Below are 14935 nucleotides of genomic sequence, written 5' to 3'. Positions count from 1 at the left end.
GTCTCGCTCCTTGTCAGCTGTGTGCCCATCATGCCGTGAATCGACTCGCGGTGAGAGCCGATCGGCCGCGCTGGTTGTCCGGTAGCACCACGCGGAGGTGGGCCGGCTGGTTGCCGGCTCGATGATCCTCGCCCGGCAGTGCCGCTGTCACGGCACCTGTGGGCAACTCCTCCTCGCCGGGCAGCACGCCGCCGCGGGCGCGATCCTCCGGCATGATGCCCGGTCCGCTCGGCGGCGGGCCGCCCGGCCGCGACGGGCTCGGTGAGTCGCCGGAGTCGAACAGTTTCGGCACCAGGAACGCCGCGATCACGACCAGCGCGGTCAGCAGCACGCCGAGCAGCACCCACAGCCCCGTGCGGTGGCGGTGCGGCGGAGCACCGGGTGAGGTCGGCGGTGGCGTGTGCGGGCCGATCTGCGGACCGAGGACCGGGATCGGGCCGGTCACCGACGCGGAGTGCTGGATGGGAATGCCGATCGGGCCGGTGTCCGGACCGGTGTCCGCCGTCTCGCTTGGGATCGGCGCCGGCACCGTGGTCCCGCCACTGGCGGCGGCCAACGCCGGACCGACCGGCACCGGCAGCGGACGGCCGGCTCGCACCGCCGCCACCGCGGCGGCGAACTCCGCGCCGTTGCCGTAGCGCTGCCTCGGGTCCTTCACCAGCGTCGCCTCGATCACCGCGCGGGCGCCCTGCGGCACGTCCGGCGGCAGCGGCGGCGGCACCTCGTTGATGTGCATCATCGCGACGGTGACCGCGTTCTCGGACAGGAACGGGCGGTGCCCCATGAGGCACTCGTACCCGCACACGGCCAGCGAGTACACGTCGCTGGCCGGCTCGGCCTCGTGCCCGAGCGCCTGCTCCGGGGCGATGTAGTGCGCGGTGCCCATCACCATGCCGGACCGGGTCACCGGCGCGGCGTCGGCGGCCTTCGCGATGCCGAAGTCGGTCAGCTTCACGACCAGGCTGCCGTTGGGCTCGCGGCGCACCAGGATGTTGCCCGGCTTGACGTCCCGGTGCACGTACCCGCTCTCGTGCGCGGCCTGCAGCGCGATGCCGGCCTGCTCCAGGATGTCCAGCGTCATGTCCGCCGGGATGCGCCCCTCGTTGGCCAGGATCGCGGCCAGCGGGTCGCCCTCGACCAGCTCCATCACCAGGTAGGCGGTGTCCTTCGGGCCGTCCGGCATGGCCGAGGTCTCGCCGTAGTCGTGCACGGCCGCGATACCGGGATGGTTCAGCGACGCCGTGGTGCGGGCCTCGGTGCGGAACCGGTGCAGGAACTCCGCGTCCCCGCACAGCTCCGGCTTGAGCACCTTCACGGCGACCGCCCGGTCCAGTCGGGTGTCGGCGGCCTCCCAGACCTCGCCCATGCCGCCGACGGCGATCCTGCGCTCCAGCCGATAGCGGTCGGCCAGCAGGTGCCCCGACGTCAGCATGTCACCGGCCTCCCAGATAGGCGTTCATCGTGGCACGCCCGATGCCGGCCGCCACCTTGCCGCCGGTCGCCGCGAGGCCACGGTCACCGCCGTTCTCCACGAGCACCGCCACCGCGATCTCCGGCTTGTCCGCGGGCGCGAACGCGACGTACCACGCGTGCGGCGGCGTGCGCTTCGGATCGTTGCCGTGCTCCGCCGTGCCCGTCTTCGACGCGATCGTCAGGTCGCTGCGCTTGCCATCGCCCTGGGTGTTCTCCTCCGACTTGATCATCATGTCACGGAGCGCTTCCGCGTTGCTACGCGACATCGCCCGCTCGACCTCGTCGGGGTCGAAGCCCGAGATCTCCTCCAGGTCCGGTGCCTTGATCGACTTCACCAGCTGCGGCAGCATGCGCACCCCGCCGTTGGCGATCGTGGCCGCGACCACGGCGTCCTGCAGCGGGGTCAGCGCGACATCGCGCTGGCCGATCCCCGTCTGGTACAGCGCCGCCTCGTCCGCGATCGGCCCGAGGCCGGACGCCGCGACCCGCATCGGGATCTGCAGGTCGGTCTGCCCGATGCCGAACTTCGCGGCCTGCTCGGTCAGCTTCTGCGTGCCCACCTTGCCGGCCAGTTCGGCGAACGCGGTGTTGCAGGACAGTCGGACCGCGGTCTCCAGCGACGCCGTCGACCCGCCGCCGCACGGGTTGTTGTTGAAGTTCTCCAGCGTGGTGTTGGTCTTCGGCAGCTTGATCTCGCGAGCCGCCGTCAACTGGGTGTCCTTGGTCTCCCCGGCCTCCAGCGCGGCCGCCGCCACGACCAGCTTGAACGTCGAGCCGGGCGGATAGGTCCGGGAGATCGCCCGGTTCGCCATCGGCTCGCCCTTGTCCTTGATCAGCTCGTTCCACGACTCTTGCTGCGCGTCCGCGTTGTGTGCGGCCAGGCGGCTCGGGTCGTAGGACGGCGTGCTGACCATGGCCAGGATCTCGCCGGTCTGCGGCTTCAGCGCGACCACCGAACCTGTGTGCCCCTTGGCGGTCATCGCCTTGTACGCGGCCTCCTGGGCCTTCGGGTGCACGGTCACCTCGACGTTGCCGCCGCGCGGGTCGCGCCCGGTGATCAGGTCGGACAGCCGCCGCACGAACAGCCGGTCGTCGGACCCGTTGAGCACCGAGTCCTCGGCCCGCTCCAGCCCGCCGGCGCCGTAGCGCACCGAGTAGTACCCGGTGACCGGCGCGTACATCGGGCCGTCGGTGTACTTGCGCAGGAAGCGCAGCCGGTTGTTGGTCTCCTCGACGTTGGCGATGATGTAGCCGCCGAACTGGGACAGGATCTGCCCGCGCTGGCGGGAGTACTCCTCGAACAGCACGCGCTGGTTGCGCGGGTCGGTGCGGTAGCTGTCCGCCTCCACCACCTGGATGTAGGTGGCGTTGGCCAGCAGCAGCACGATCATCGCGAGCATGGCCAGGCTGACTCTGCGCAGTGGAGTGTTCATGAGGGCCGCTCCACCATCACCGTGTGCGCCTCCGCGATCGGCGTCTTGGGCGCGACCCTCGGCTTCGACCCGCCGGAGCTGGTCGGCCGGCGCGCCGCGTCGGAAATCCGCAGCAGCAGCGCCACCAGGATGTAGTTGGCCAGCAGCGACGAGCCGCCGGCGGACATGAACGGCGCGGTGATGCCGGTCAGCGGGATCAGCTTGGTCACGCCGCCGACCACCACGAACACCTGCATGATCAGCGCGAACGACAGGCCGCCGCCGAGCAGTTTGCCGAACGTGTCACGCACCGCCAGCGCGCTGCGCATGCCGCGCATCGCCAGCACGGTGTACACCAGAAGCAGCGCCGCCAAACCGATGAACCCGAGCTCCTCGCCGATCGCCGCGGTGATGAAGTCCGAGTTGGCGTACGGCACCACGTCCGGCCGGCCGGCGCCCAGCCCGGTGCCGCCGACCCCGCCGGTGGCGAACCCGAACAGCCCCTGCGCGATCTGGAAGCCGCCGTGCTCGTAGTCCGCGAACGGGTCCAGCCACACGTCCACGCGCGTCCGCACGTGGTCGAACAGCGACCACGCGACGAAGGCCCCGCCGGCGAACAGGGTCAGCCCGGCCACCACCCAGACCGCCCGCTCGGTGGCCACGTACAGCATCACCAGCACGATGCCGAAGAACAGCAGCGAGCTGCCCAGGTCCTTCTCGGCGACCAGAACGGCGATCGAGACTGCCCACGCGACGAGGATCGGCCCGAGGTCGCGCGCGCGGGGCAGGTCGATGCCGAGCACTCGCCGCCCGGCCGCCATGAACAGATCCCGCTTCGCGACCAGGAAGGACGCGAAGAACACCATCAGCAGGATCTTGGCGAACTCGCCCGGCTGTATCGACAGGCTGCCCAGACGCACCCACACCTTGGCGCCGTTGACCTCGGAGAATTCGGCCGGCAGCACCGCGGGCAGGGCCAGCAGACCCAGTCCGACCAGCCCGAACGTGTAGCCGTACTTGGTCAGCGTGCGATGGTCCTTCACCACGGTCAGCACGACCAGGAACAGCACCAGCGCCAGTGCGGTCCACATGATCTGCTTCGGCACGGCGTCCTCGATGTCGCGGCCGGTCTGGATCGCGCGCTCGTCGTAGGCCAGGTCCAGGCGGTAGATCATCACCAGCCCGAGCCCGTTCAGCAGCGCGACGCACGGCAGGATCAGCGGGTCGGCGTAGGGCGCGAACCTGCGGACCGCGACGTGCGCCACCGCGAACAGCGCCAGGTAGGCCAGCCCGTAGTAGACGATTCGGGCCGTGAGCTGCTGCTCCTGGTTCGCCTCGACCAGCATCAGCGCACCGGTCACCAGCAACGCGGCGAAGGCGAGCATGACCAGCTCGGTGCCACGCCTGGTCGGGGCCTCGGGGGTTGTGGCGCCATGCCCGGCCCCGGGATTCGGCTGCTGCCCCGCCGAGTCGCCGCTAACCGGTTGAGCCATGGTCAGCCGCCCGTTCCGGGTTCCCCGAACTGCGGCGGCGTCTCGCCGGTCGGCAGTGGATTCGGCTGTGGGTTCGGCTGGGGCAGTCCGCCACCCGTGGTCGGCTGCCCGGTGGGCGGCGGCTCGGGCGTCGGCGTCTGTGTCGGTGGGGTCTCGTTGCCGCTGTTGCGCTGACGCAGGGTGCCGATGTGGTCCTGCGCCTTCTTGAGGTTCTCGAAGTAGTCGCTGCCGGTCCTGACCTGGTCGGCCAGAGCCGGGTTCAGGTCACGCACGAACAGCTTGCCGCACGCCGCGTTGTCCGGCGGGCACGAGCCCTGGACCTGCGAGTGCAGGTCGATGCCGAGGAAGCTGCCGCGCACGCCCTGGAAGATCGTGACCTCGCCGTCGGTGCCCTCGGAGACGTAGTACTGCTGGTTCACCAGGAATCTGGTCACCAGCAGGCCGGCGGCGAGCACGACGAGGACCACCAGGGTCCACACCGCGATCCGGATCCGCTTGCGGCGCTTGACCCTCGGGTCCGGCCGCTCCTCGGCCGCCTCGATCCGCACCGGGTCCGGCTTCGGCGCGGTGATCGCGCTGGCCCTGGCCGCGGGGGAGTCACCCTGGCTCGACTCGTCCTGGCCGTTGCCGGCGGCGCCACCCACGATCGGGGCGTCCTCGCCGTAGTCGACGTCGACCACGTCGGCGATCACCACGGTGACGTTGTCCAGCCCGCCGCCCTTGAGCGCCAGCTCGATCATGCGATCGGCGCACTGCTGCGGGTCGGGGATCTGGATGGCGTCGGCGATCGTCTCGTCGCTGACCATGCCGGACAGGCCGTCCGAGCAGAGCAGGTACCGGTCGCCGGCGCGGGCCTCGCGGATCGTCAGGCTCGGCTGCACCTCGTCGTTGCCGGTGAGCGCCTTGAGCAGGAGCGACCGCTGAGGGTGCGTCGCCGCCTCCTCCTCGGTGATCCGGCCCTCGTCGATCAGCGACTGGACGAACGTGTCGTCATGGGTGATCTGGCTGAACTGGCCGTTGCGGCGCAGGTAGGCGCGCGAGTCGCCGATGTGCACCATGCCGATCTTGTTGCTGGCGAACAGCACGGCGGTGAGCGTGGTGCCCATGCCGTCGAGATCGGGGTCGCCGGCGACCAGCTCGGCGATCGCCTGGTTACCGGCGAGCGTGGCTTCGTGCAGCTGGCTGAGCAGATCCTCGCCGGGTTCGTCGTCGTCCAGCGGCGCGAGGGCCGCGATGACGACCTTGCTGGCGACTTCGCCGGCGGCATGGCCACCCATGCCGTCGGCGAGTGCGAGCAGGCGGGGACCCGCGTACACGGAGTCCTGGTTGTTCGAACGTGCCAGGCCCCGGTCGCTGCGGGCTGCATAGCGGAGGACGAGGGTCATGAGCGCAGCTCGATCACCGTCTTGCCGATTCGGATCGGAACGCCGAGCGGCACCCGCAGGGGAGCCGTGACCTTCGCCCGATCGAGGTACGTGCCGTTGGTGGAGCCTAGATCCTCCACATACCAGTCCGTACCCCGGAGGCCGATTCGCGCGTGCCTGGTCGAGGCGTAGTCGTCATCGAGCACGAGTGTGGAGTCGTCCGCGCGGCCGATCATGATCGGCCTACCGTCCAGCGCGATCCGCGTGCCGGCGAGGGCCCCATGGGTCACCACCAACTGCCGAGCCGCCTTTCCACGGTTCTTCTTGGCCGAGCCCTTGCGGAACCCGGGCATCGCGACACGCAACCCCGACGCGGCGTACAGATCGGAGCGAACCACGCGGAGCGCGGCCAGCACGAACAGCCAGAGCAGGGCGAGGAACCCTGCTCTGGTCAGCTGCATCACCAGCTCTGGCACCGGTAGTGAACGCTCCCGCCACTGTCGAGACTTCTGACGCGATGGCACTTCGGGTGCATCTTGCCCGGTGCGCGCTCGGCCCTCAGCCCTGGGTGCGGAAAACCAGCGAAGAGTGGCCGATCCGGACGACGTCACCGTCCGCGAGCTGCCACGTCTGCACCGGGGTGCCGTTCACCGTCGTGCCGTTGGTCGAGCCCAGGTCAGCCAGGGTCGCGCTCTGCCCGTCCCAGGTGATCTCCAGGTGACGACGGGAGACGCCGGTGTCCGGGAGACGGAAGTCGGCGTCCTGGCCGCGGCCCACCACGTTCCCGCCCTGCTTGAGCGAGTAGTTGCGGTTCGAGCCGTCGTCGAGCTGGAGGCTGGCCGACAGCTGGCGGTTGCCGGTCTGCACGGCGGGCGGGGCGTAGCCCTGCTGGCCGTACGGGTCGCCCTGCGGCGGGTAGCCACCCTGCTGGCCATAAGGGTCGCCCTGCGGCGGGTAGCCGCCCTGGTCGTAACCCTGCTGGTAGCCGCCCTGCTGGTAGCCACCCTGGTCGTAACCCTGCTGGTAGCCGCCCTGGTCGTAGCCCTGCTGGTAGCCACCTTGCTGGCCATAGCCCTGGTCGTAGCCACCTTGTTGCTGCTGGCCGTAACCCTGGTCGTAGCCCTGCTGGCCGTAGTTTGGATCGTTGCCGTACTGGCCCTGGCCGTATCCGTACTGGCCCTGCTGTCCGTACGGATCTTGGCCGTAGCCGGGAGGCTGGCTCATGGATCGGTCTCCTGCGTTGCGAGGTGATGCTGACCGTCGGTTTGCCTTGACGTCAGGGTCGACGGCCGAGCGGGTTCGGAACTGTCCGGTGTGCAGCGCGTCGGAGCGCTCCAGCGAGACTACGACGTCACCATAGGTGTCCCATCCGTGCTCGGCGAGATGTTCCGCCACACAGTCCGCGAGTGACGCTGAGATGCGGACCTCGTCGTCGCCGGCGAGCTGGTCGTGATCCTTTGGTCCAACCGCCACGATGTAGTGGTTGGGCGCCAGGAGACGGCCGCCTGCCAGCTCACGAACGTTGTCCTCACCCTCACGTAGTAGCGCTTGTGCCACTTCCTGCGGCACGACATTGCCACCGAACACACGCGCGAAGGTGTTCCCCACGATGCCCTCAAGCTTGCGCTCGAAGCGCTGTACCAGTCCCATGGTTCACCCCTTCCCTCGTGTGCTCCTCTGTCGATCGTATCCGTGCTTGGCCTCTTCGACACCGGGATGTGCCAACCTGGTGACAGGAGGGTCTCAAGAGGCGTGTTAGGCTGCGTCGTCACTTCGGGCGAGTGGCGGAATGGCAGACGCGCACGGTTCAGGTCCGTGTGTCCGAAAGGACGTGGGGGTTCAACTCCCCCCTCGCCCACGGTCTCAGGCGACGTGTGTCCGCGGAAAGCGCGGACCGCGTCGCCCGTCTTTATTTTGGGGGGCCGAGCCCCCCAGACCCCCCACGTTCCTACCGGGTCACCTTTCGCTGTTGTGCGCCCTACTCAGGCGCTGCGCGCCTTCGTGGGCGCGAGTTCCGCGCTGTGCACTGGTGAGTTCCGCGCTGTGCACCGTGTCAGGGCGGTGACTGGGGTGTGTCAGGGCGGGCGGTGATCGTGGTCGTCATGATCACTTCAGAGAAGAGCGGTAGGGGCCGGATTCGGCTGGTTGGGGTGGTGTTGGCGGCCGCGATGGTGGGGGTGTGCGGGGTGGCCAATGCTGATGGTGGTGGGCGGGATCGGCCGGGGTTGCGGGAGGCGATCCAGGCGTTCGTGGATGTCGGGGTCGCTGGGATGCAGATGCGGGTGCATGACGAGCGGGGGGAATGGGTCGGTAGTGCTGGGGTGCGGAAGCTGGGGCAGGCTGCCAGGCCGTCGACGGATGGGTTGTTTCGGATAGGCAGCAACACGAAGACTTTTACTGCGACCTTGGTGCTGCGGTTGGTGGCTGAGGGGGCGGTTGGGTTGGACGCCTCGGTGGCCGAGTATCTGCCCGAGTTCGGGTTGGACCGGCGGATCACGGTGCGGATGCTGTTGGGGCACACGAGTGGGTTGTACGACTACACGGGTGACACTCATCCGGCTGGGGGCGTCGTGCCGTCGCGGGGGAAGGAGTGGGTGGACAACCGGTTTCATACGTACCGGCCGGAGGAGTTGGTGCGGATCGCGTTGGCCAAGCCGATGAAGTTCGAGCCGGGGGCGGGCTGGAGCTACGGGAACGTCAACTACACGCTGGCCAGGCTGCTGATCGAGAAGGTCACTCGGCACTCGTATGCCGATGAGATGCGGCGGCGGATCTTGTGGCCGCTGGGGTTGTGGGGCACTGAGGTGCCGGGCGCGCGGACGGGGATTCCCGGGCCGCACGCTCACGCGTATTACCGGTATGAGGACGCCGGGCAGTGGAAGACGATCGACGTCACCCGGCAGAACCCGTCGATGGTGCCCGCGGCCGGGGACATGATCTCGACGACGCGGGATCTGCACACGTTCTTCTCCGCGCTGAACAGCGGCAAGCTCGTGCCGGCCGCGCTGCTGGCCGAGATGCGCAGGACGCATCCGAACACGTTGGGCTTCGGCCTGGGGGTGCGCGTGCAGGACGCGGGCCCGGACTGCGGTGGCACCTTCCTGTTCCACAACGGCAGCAACGTGGGCTACGGGGCGCTGATGTACAGCACGCCCGACGGCAAGAAGACCATGACCGCGTCGATCACCACCGGGGACGCTCCGATCGACATCGAGAAGGTCTTCCCGGCGGCGTTGGACAAGCTCTTCAAGGCGGTGTTCTGCCGAGGGCAGACCACGCGCTGACTGGTCCGTGCAGGGCGCGAGTCCCGCGCCCTGCACCGGCGAGTCCCGCGTTCAGCCGGTGGTGGCGAGGGTGGCCAGTTCGGTGAGGACTGTGGCCTTCACGCCTCGGGCCAGGGGTTCCGCCTGAACGTTGGTGACCGTGGTGCCTTCCTGATGCGAGCGGTAGTTGTGACCAGTGATGTCGACGCGCTGGTACTTGCGGATCTCCTTCGACAACTCGGTCACATTGCCCGTGCCATGGGTGTCGACGAGCGTCTTGAATTCGTTCGCGGCAGCGAGGTCTCGCAGTTCGGTGACGGCCAGGACGATCAGGATCGCGTAGCCGTCCTTGTGACGAACCTCGAGCAGTGCTCGGTGCAAGGACTCGCACGGGTGCTGCCGCAGAAATCCTCGAGCTCGCCCGTAGGCGCGACGGTCGCACAGGCCGACATCGGTCTGCTCGGTCATCTCCACTCGGTGGCCGCGCTGCTGAAGTCGGAGTTTCAAACGGAGAGTGGCTCCGCGCGCTGCCGTGGCACCACTCCGCGCCGGATTGGCGCTCTTCGCGCTCTGCGCCGCTCGGCCGCCGAACAGCGACACGTCGACCGCGCCGCTGCCGATGGCCACCACGCCGACAGCACCCGCGGTGATGACAGCCGCGGCCTTGGGCGCTCCCCGCGTGTGTTTGCGAACCTTCGTCCCGTCGCTTTTCGTGTACGCACGGACTTTGACCATGGCGCCACCCCCAGGTCGGCTCCAACCCCAGATGACCGAGTAGAAGCCACACGGTCTGGTGAATGCGAGCGTGGGACGCCTCGATCAACCGGATGGCCCTGTCGAACCACCGGATCGGAGCAGTGGAGGGGCCAGTCGCGTATGGTGGGTGATCGATTACTGGGTGCCAGCGCGCTGGGGGTTCTGTGCACAACGAGATGTCGGGCGAGGTCTTCGGCAACCTCGTGCAGGCCGGGGTGATCAATCAACTGACGGTGAACGCGGTCGCTGTACGCGCACCGGAGCCGCCGAGGGAACTCGGCCCGTCCAGGACGTTGATCAACCAGGCTCCCCAACTGGGACTGCTCGACCGGCTGCTGGAGAGTGGACCGCGGGCGGCGGTGGTGACCGGGCCGAGAGGCAGCGGCAAGACGGCGCTCGCCCAGCACTGGGGCAACCGGCACAAGGAGCGGTTCCCCGCCGGGCAGATCGTGGTCGACGTCGACCGGTACCGAGGCGACAACGGGGTCGAGGCGACCGACGTGTTCGCCCGCCTGCTGCATTCCCTCGGCGTGCACCCCGAGCTCGTCCCCGACACGCTGGACGGTCGCGCGAAGCTGTACGCGACCAAGGTGGAGACCGGCGCGTGGCTGATCGTGCTGGACAACGTCGGCGACCTCATCGACATAGAACAGTTCGTGCCGGCTTCCGACGACAGCGCGCTGATCGTCACGAGCCGCCGCGCGCGGGACGATCTCGACGACGCCGTGGAGGTCACCGTCAGCCGCCTCGACCCGGAGCACGGGCTGCGGCTGTTGGCCGACGCGAGTGGCCGCGAGGAGTGGGCCGAGGACGAACGTCATCTCGCGAGCACCGTGATCGAGCTGTGCGACCGGATGGCGGACGCCATCAAGCTCGCCGGCCGTCGGCTGCGCCGCGTGCGTGGCCTCACGCTCGCCGAACTGGCCAGCGAACCTCTCGGCGGCGGCGCGATCGCCTACGCCACGAAGCACGCCGAAGGCTCGTACGACAACCTCCCCGAGCGTGACCGGCAGGCACTGCGCGACCTGGTCGCCCTACCGGGCACGGACTTCGACATACCGCTCGCGGCCGCCGTGCTCGGTGTCGACCAGGCGACGGCACAGGACATCGTCAACGAGCTCGCCGACGTGTACCTGATCGACGAGACGCCGGACGGGCGCTTCGCCTATCGCGGACTGGTCGAGAGATTCGCGCGTGACCTCGTTCGCCACGAGATCGCGCGCCAGGACGCGGTGTTGCGCGCCGCTGCCGAGTGGTACCGCTCGACCGCGACGCTGGCCGACGTGATGATCATGCCGCCGAAGCGCCTGCGCGCCGGCGAGCTGACGGTGGACCGGGACGACGCGCGACAGGTCTTCGCGACCGACGTCGAGGCGCTGGCCTGGTTCGAGAGCGAGCGGGCGAACCTGCTCGCCGTGGTCACGGCGGCCAACGAACGCGGCTGGCACGACCTGGCGTGGCGGATCGTGGACTCGTGCTCGAGCTGGTTCCTCAAGCGCGCGCCGCACGATCTGTGGACGGCGCTGTGCGAGCGGGCCGTCGACTCGGCCGTCCACTGTGGACACAAGCGGGCCGAGGCGCGGATGCGTGCGCTGCTCGCCAGGGCGCTGTGGGAGCGCGGCTCGTTCGACCCGGCGTTCACTCAGCTCGACGCGGCGCGGGCGGCCGCGGAGCAGGGCGAGCCGGCGATGCTGGCCTCGACCTACGAGTTCACGGCAAGGCGCACCGTGCGCGCGGCGAGTTCGACGCGGCGATCGACTGGGGCAGGCGGGCGCTCGACCTGTTCACCGAGATCCGCCGGGCGCGCGGAATCGCGGTCCAGACCCGCTTCGTCGGCGAGACGCTGCTGGAGGCGGGCCGGCTCGACGAGGCCCTGTCGTGGCTCACCGACGCGCTGGACCGAATCCAGGCGCTGGACCAGGAGACGCACAACAAGGCGCTGGCCCTCGGCGGCCTCGGTGAGGTCTACGCCCGGCTGGGCCGCCGTGCCGATGCCGCGCGGGCACTGCTCGACGCCGTCGCCATCCTGCAGCGCGGCGATGCCCACGTGTACGAGGTGCGCTACGTGCGCGCGCTGGCCGAGATCGCCGACGACGAGACGGCCAGGCGGCGGTTCCTGCGCCGGGCCGAGCAGCTCTACGTCGTGCTCGGCGACCCGAAGGCCGACGAGATGCGCGCGCTGCTCGATCGGTAGGTGACGCGCAACGTCGCTCGTCGGGTACCGAGCACGACTTCGACGCCGTCGAGCGAGCCGAGGTCGCGGTGGGCGGTGAGCCAGGCGTGGACCGCTGACGGGCCGATGGCCGGGTCGACGTCGCCGTGCACGTCCAGGCGCAGCGATCCGGTGTCCCGCACGTGGATCTGCCACGAGCGAGGTGCGACCGGAGCGGCGGCGAGACGGGCGCCGGGATAGGACCGCAGCCGGTCGGCGGCCCACCGTCCCAGATGGACGGTCGCGGTCTCGGCCAGCCGTGCGTCCGTCTCGTCCGCGTGGACGGCGAGGTGCCGTCGCCACGAGTCGGTGGCGCCCGCGTCGGCCTGTGCGGCGGGGTAGCGGCGCAGGTGGATCTCGCGGTCGCGGACGTCGGTGTGCACCAGGTGGGCGGTCACCCGCGTGGCCTCCGGCTGGGCCGGCGGGACGATGCGCACCGCGGGCGCACCCGGCGGCGGTGCCAGGGTCATCAGCCGGTACGCCAGGGCACGCAGCGCGAGCGCGGACTCCCCGGGCAGGGCGAAGGCGTCGCGGACGACCGGGTCGTAGCGGCCGGGCCGGTGCGCGTCGGCCACCGCTTCGAGCTGGGGGCGCAGCTCGGTCGTCGGGTCGAGGCGGGGCGCCGTCGCTCCCAGGTCGGCCATCGGCGTGCCGGGAACCACCTCGTGGTCGCCGAATCCGGCCAGCAGCAGCGGCACCCCGGTGGCCGCGCCGTACAGCGTGACCGAGCCGTGGTCGCCGATCAGCCAGTCCGCGGCGATGGCGCACGCGCGCCAGCCCTCACGCGGTGGAATGAGCTGCAGGCCGGATTCGCGCGCGGTGCGCAGCCATTTCCTGACCTGCCACGGCCCGTGCCGGTGCCACATCGCGGGATGCAGAATCGCGGCGACCTGAAATTCGTCGGACGGAAGTTCGGCGAGCAGACGGGCGGGCAGCTCGGGAAGGTGCTCCAGCAGCGAATAGCCGCCCCAGGTCGAACTGACCACGACGAGTCGTTGCTTGTCGGAAATGCCGATCGATTCCCGGTATTCCAGTCGGTTCGGAATACTCGCGACAATGCGGTCGTAGCACGGATCGCCGGCGACCACGGCGCGGTCGTGCGCCTCGGGCACCTGCTCGGCGAGCTGTCGAAGCTGGTTGGCGTGCGACACGACCAGCGCGTCCGGCACCACGCGCCCGGCGCGTACGAGTTGTCTTCTGGTGAATCCGGAGACTTCCGGGGGCCTGCCGCCGATCGGTTTGGCGAACTTGTTTCGCCCCGCGCCGTGTGGCAGCACGATCAGCGGGGCGTTCAGCCGGTGCAGATCGCCGTTCTCGCTCGCGGCGATGGCGAGGGCGAACGGGCGCTGTTCGGCTTCGTGCCACGGAATGACCGGCCCCTCGATGTCGGCGAGGAACTCGGCGGTGCCCTCGGTGAACGCCGATCCGGGGACGACGGTGAAACGCACCTGCACGCGCATGTCGTCATCGAAGATGTCGAGCACGTCGAGAATGCGGGTGAGCGTGGTGACCGTGCGGGCTACGACGAGAACCTCACGCTCGACCGAAACCGTATCCCACTTCCGGCTTTCCGGCTTTCCGGCTTTCCGGCTTTCCGGCTTTCCGGCTTTCCGGCTTTCCGGCTTTCCGGCTTTCCGGCTTTCCGGCTTTCCGGCTTTCCATTCTCATACTAATTGACCGACGTGAATCATTCCATCGCTCAATGGGGTGAGCCGCCGAATGAAATATTGCCGCTGATGTCGCGAGCCTGGACGACGTTTCCGTGTACCTCGCCGGAGATCTCGTTGTGCACTTCGGCCTCGTGCTCGCGCCACAGCGTGCGCACCGACTCGGCGAACGCGGGGTCGGCCGTCGTGGCGGTTTCCAGCGCCGACGCGAGCTGTGCGGTGCGCTCCTGCTCGGGCAGCGTCTCGTCGGTGAGCGCCTGGTCGCCGGACAGCTTGTTCTTCACGAGTTTGAACAGCCGGCCGAGGGCGGAAGCGCCCGAGGCGGCGGCCTTGCCGGTCAATGCGGCGGCGACGGCGACGAGGAACGGATCCGGCATTTCTCCCCCTGATGTCGAGCGGTCTCCCGACGTTAGCACTGCGGGCGGTGGCCGGGGCTCTACTGTGGGTAGCGTGGGGGTCAAGCCGGGCGGTAGGGGCTCACCCGGACGGCCGCATGGTTGGGCCGAAGTCTCATTACCGTTTATCGACCGGTCACCGATGCAGGCGCGCCGTCGGTCGCACGAATCCGCCCAGCCCGGCGAAGCGGCGGGCTGTACCTGGTACTCCAGTAATCGACCGACGCAGCATTTCATTGGGCCGACCGCGACAGGCGGCTTCGAGGAGGACCTCGTGACCGGCACACCAGGGCACACGGCACTCAGCGAGCACATCGGCGTACTGCCGGCTGGGCCGGTGCTGCTGGACGATCTGCCGGGCACCACCGACGATCTCGCCACCGCCGCGGCGCGCCAGCTCGGCTGGGAGGGCGTGGTGCTCCCCGAGATGAGCATCATGGGCCGCCGCGTCGCCGTCGTGGCCGAGCTGCTGCCGGACGTGCACGCCGAGCGCATCTGCTTCAACGCCGCGCCGGTCACCGACCGGCAGTCGGTCGCGACGTGGACCTGGCCCGAGATGGCCGGCCGCGTCCCCGATCCGGCCGTGCGCATCGTCGGCGTCCTGTCGGCGGCCAAGCACTGGCGCACCGCGCTCGCGTTCGCCGTCCCGTTCGCCAGGGTGGCCGACATCGCGATGGTGGTGCCGACCTCGGCCGTGCTCACCCGCGACTACCTCATCGAGTGTCTGCCGAGGGCGCGCACGTACGGCGTCACCGTGGTGGCCGCCGAGCCGAGCGGCGACATCGATCTCGACCTGCCCGGCCGTCCCGCGGTCGATCGGGACTGCCCCAAGCGCGACGCCCAGGCCCGCTGGATCCACGAGATGGTCTACGAGCAGCTACTCGCAACCACCGACTGATT

At 69.5% G+C, this 14935-nt stretch carries 12 protein-coding genes and 1 tRNA gene; 4 read left to right on the top strand and 9 right to left on the bottom strand.

Going from position 1 to position 14935, the window contains the following annotated elements; translation table 11 throughout:
• Window positions 1–28: 28 nt before the first annotated feature.
• The 6 genes from EV193_RS16435 to EV193_RS16410 all read right to left on the bottom strand — a co-directional run bounded on the left by EV193_RS16435 (window position 29) and on the right by EV193_RS16410 (window position 7392).
• The gene (locus EV193_RS16435) at window positions 29–1432 is read right to left on the bottom strand and encodes a serine/threonine-protein kinase (protein ID WP_130345028.1); all 1404 of its coding nucleotides are present in this window, start codon (window positions 1430–1432) and stop codon (window positions 29–31) included.
• 1 nt (window position 1433) lies between these two features.
• Entirely contained in the window at window positions 1434–2906 is a 1473-nt protein-coding gene (locus tag EV193_RS16430) for a penicillin-binding transpeptidase domain-containing protein (RefSeq protein ID WP_130345027.1), read from the bottom strand.
• Window positions 2903–4378: an FtsW/RodA/SpoVE family cell cycle protein gene (locus EV193_RS16425; RefSeq protein WP_130345026.1), complete on the bottom strand. Its 1476-nt coding sequence runs from the start codon at window positions 4376–4378 to the stop codon at window positions 2903–2905. The genes EV193_RS16430 and EV193_RS16425 overlap by 4 nt, the downstream gene beginning before the upstream one ends.
• Before the next feature lie 2 nt (window positions 4379–4380).
• A complete protein-coding gene (locus EV193_RS16420) occupies window positions 4381–5763 on the bottom strand; it encodes a PP2C family protein-serine/threonine phosphatase (protein ID WP_130345025.1) in 1383 nt (460 codons plus the stop codon).
• Entirely contained in the window at window positions 5760–6218 is a 459-nt protein-coding gene (locus EV193_RS16415; protein WP_130345024.1) for an FHA domain-containing protein FhaB/FipA, read from the bottom strand. The genes EV193_RS16420 and EV193_RS16415 overlap by 4 nt, the downstream gene beginning before the upstream one ends.
• Window positions 6219–6300: 82 nt before the next feature.
• Window positions 6301–7392 carry a DUF3662 and FHA domain-containing protein gene (locus EV193_RS16410; protein WP_130345023.1) on the bottom strand — a complete coding sequence of 364 codons (1092 nt, stop codon included), beginning with the start codon at window positions 7390–7392 and terminating at the stop codon, window positions 6301–6303.
• Between the two features lie 125 nt (window positions 7393–7517).
• On the opposite strand from EV193_RS16410, the gene EV193_RS16405 reads away from it, so the two are divergent.
• Window positions 7518–7600: transfer RNA gene (locus EV193_RS16405), tRNA-Leu, on the top strand.
• 244 nt (window positions 7601–7844) lie between these two features.
• Complete coding sequence (locus tag EV193_RS16400) at window positions 7845–9026, top strand: serine hydrolase domain-containing protein (RefSeq protein WP_130345022.1); 1182 nt, start codon at window positions 7845–7847, stop codon at window positions 9024–9026.
• A gap of 51 nt (window positions 9027–9077) precedes the next feature.
• Here EV193_RS16400 and EV193_RS16395 read toward each other — a convergent pair whose 3' ends face one another.
• Entirely contained in the window at window positions 9078–9740 is a 663-nt protein-coding gene (locus EV193_RS16395) for a hypothetical protein (protein ID WP_130345021.1), read from the bottom strand.
• Between the two features lie 1273 nt (window positions 9741–11013).
• On the opposite strand from EV193_RS16395, the gene EV193_RS34750 reads away from it, so the two are divergent.
• On the top strand, window positions 11014–11955 hold the full coding sequence (locus tag EV193_RS34750; RefSeq protein ID WP_423202181.1) for a tetratricopeptide repeat protein: 942 nt from the start codon (window positions 11014–11016) through the stop codon (window positions 11953–11955).
• Here EV193_RS34750 and EV193_RS16385 read toward each other — a convergent pair.
• Both EV193_RS16385 and EV193_RS16375 read right to left on the bottom strand, forming a co-directional pair.
• Window positions 11898–13457 carry a hypothetical protein gene (locus EV193_RS16385; RefSeq protein ID WP_165401371.1) on the bottom strand — a complete coding sequence of 520 codons (1560 nt, stop codon included), beginning with the start codon at window positions 13455–13457 and terminating at the stop codon, window positions 11898–11900. The two genes, EV193_RS34750 and EV193_RS16385, sit on opposite strands and share 58 nt — an antisense overlap.
• A 215-nt stretch (window positions 13458–13672) precedes the next feature.
• Window positions 13673–14017, bottom strand: a complete 345-nt coding sequence (locus EV193_RS16375; RefSeq protein ID WP_130345018.1) for a hypothetical protein — start codon at window positions 14015–14017, stop codon at window positions 13673–13675.
• Window positions 14018–14309: 292 nt separating this feature from the next.
• Here EV193_RS16375 and EV193_RS16370 point away from each other — a divergent pair, with 292 nt between their 5' ends.
• Complete coding sequence (locus tag EV193_RS16370) at window positions 14310–14933, top strand: hypothetical protein (protein WP_130345017.1); 624 nt, start codon at window positions 14310–14312, stop codon at window positions 14931–14933.
• The last annotated feature ends 2 nt before the right edge of the window (window positions 14934–14935 follow it).

The organism is Herbihabitans rhizosphaerae (assembly GCF_004216555.1).
In the GTDB taxonomy this organism is placed as follows: domain Bacteria; phylum Actinomycetota; class Actinomycetes; order Mycobacteriales; family Pseudonocardiaceae; genus Herbihabitans; species Herbihabitans rhizosphaerae.
The sequence above is the reverse complement of the archived record's forward strand: the minus strand, read 5'-3'. Positions and strand labels throughout refer to the sequence as shown.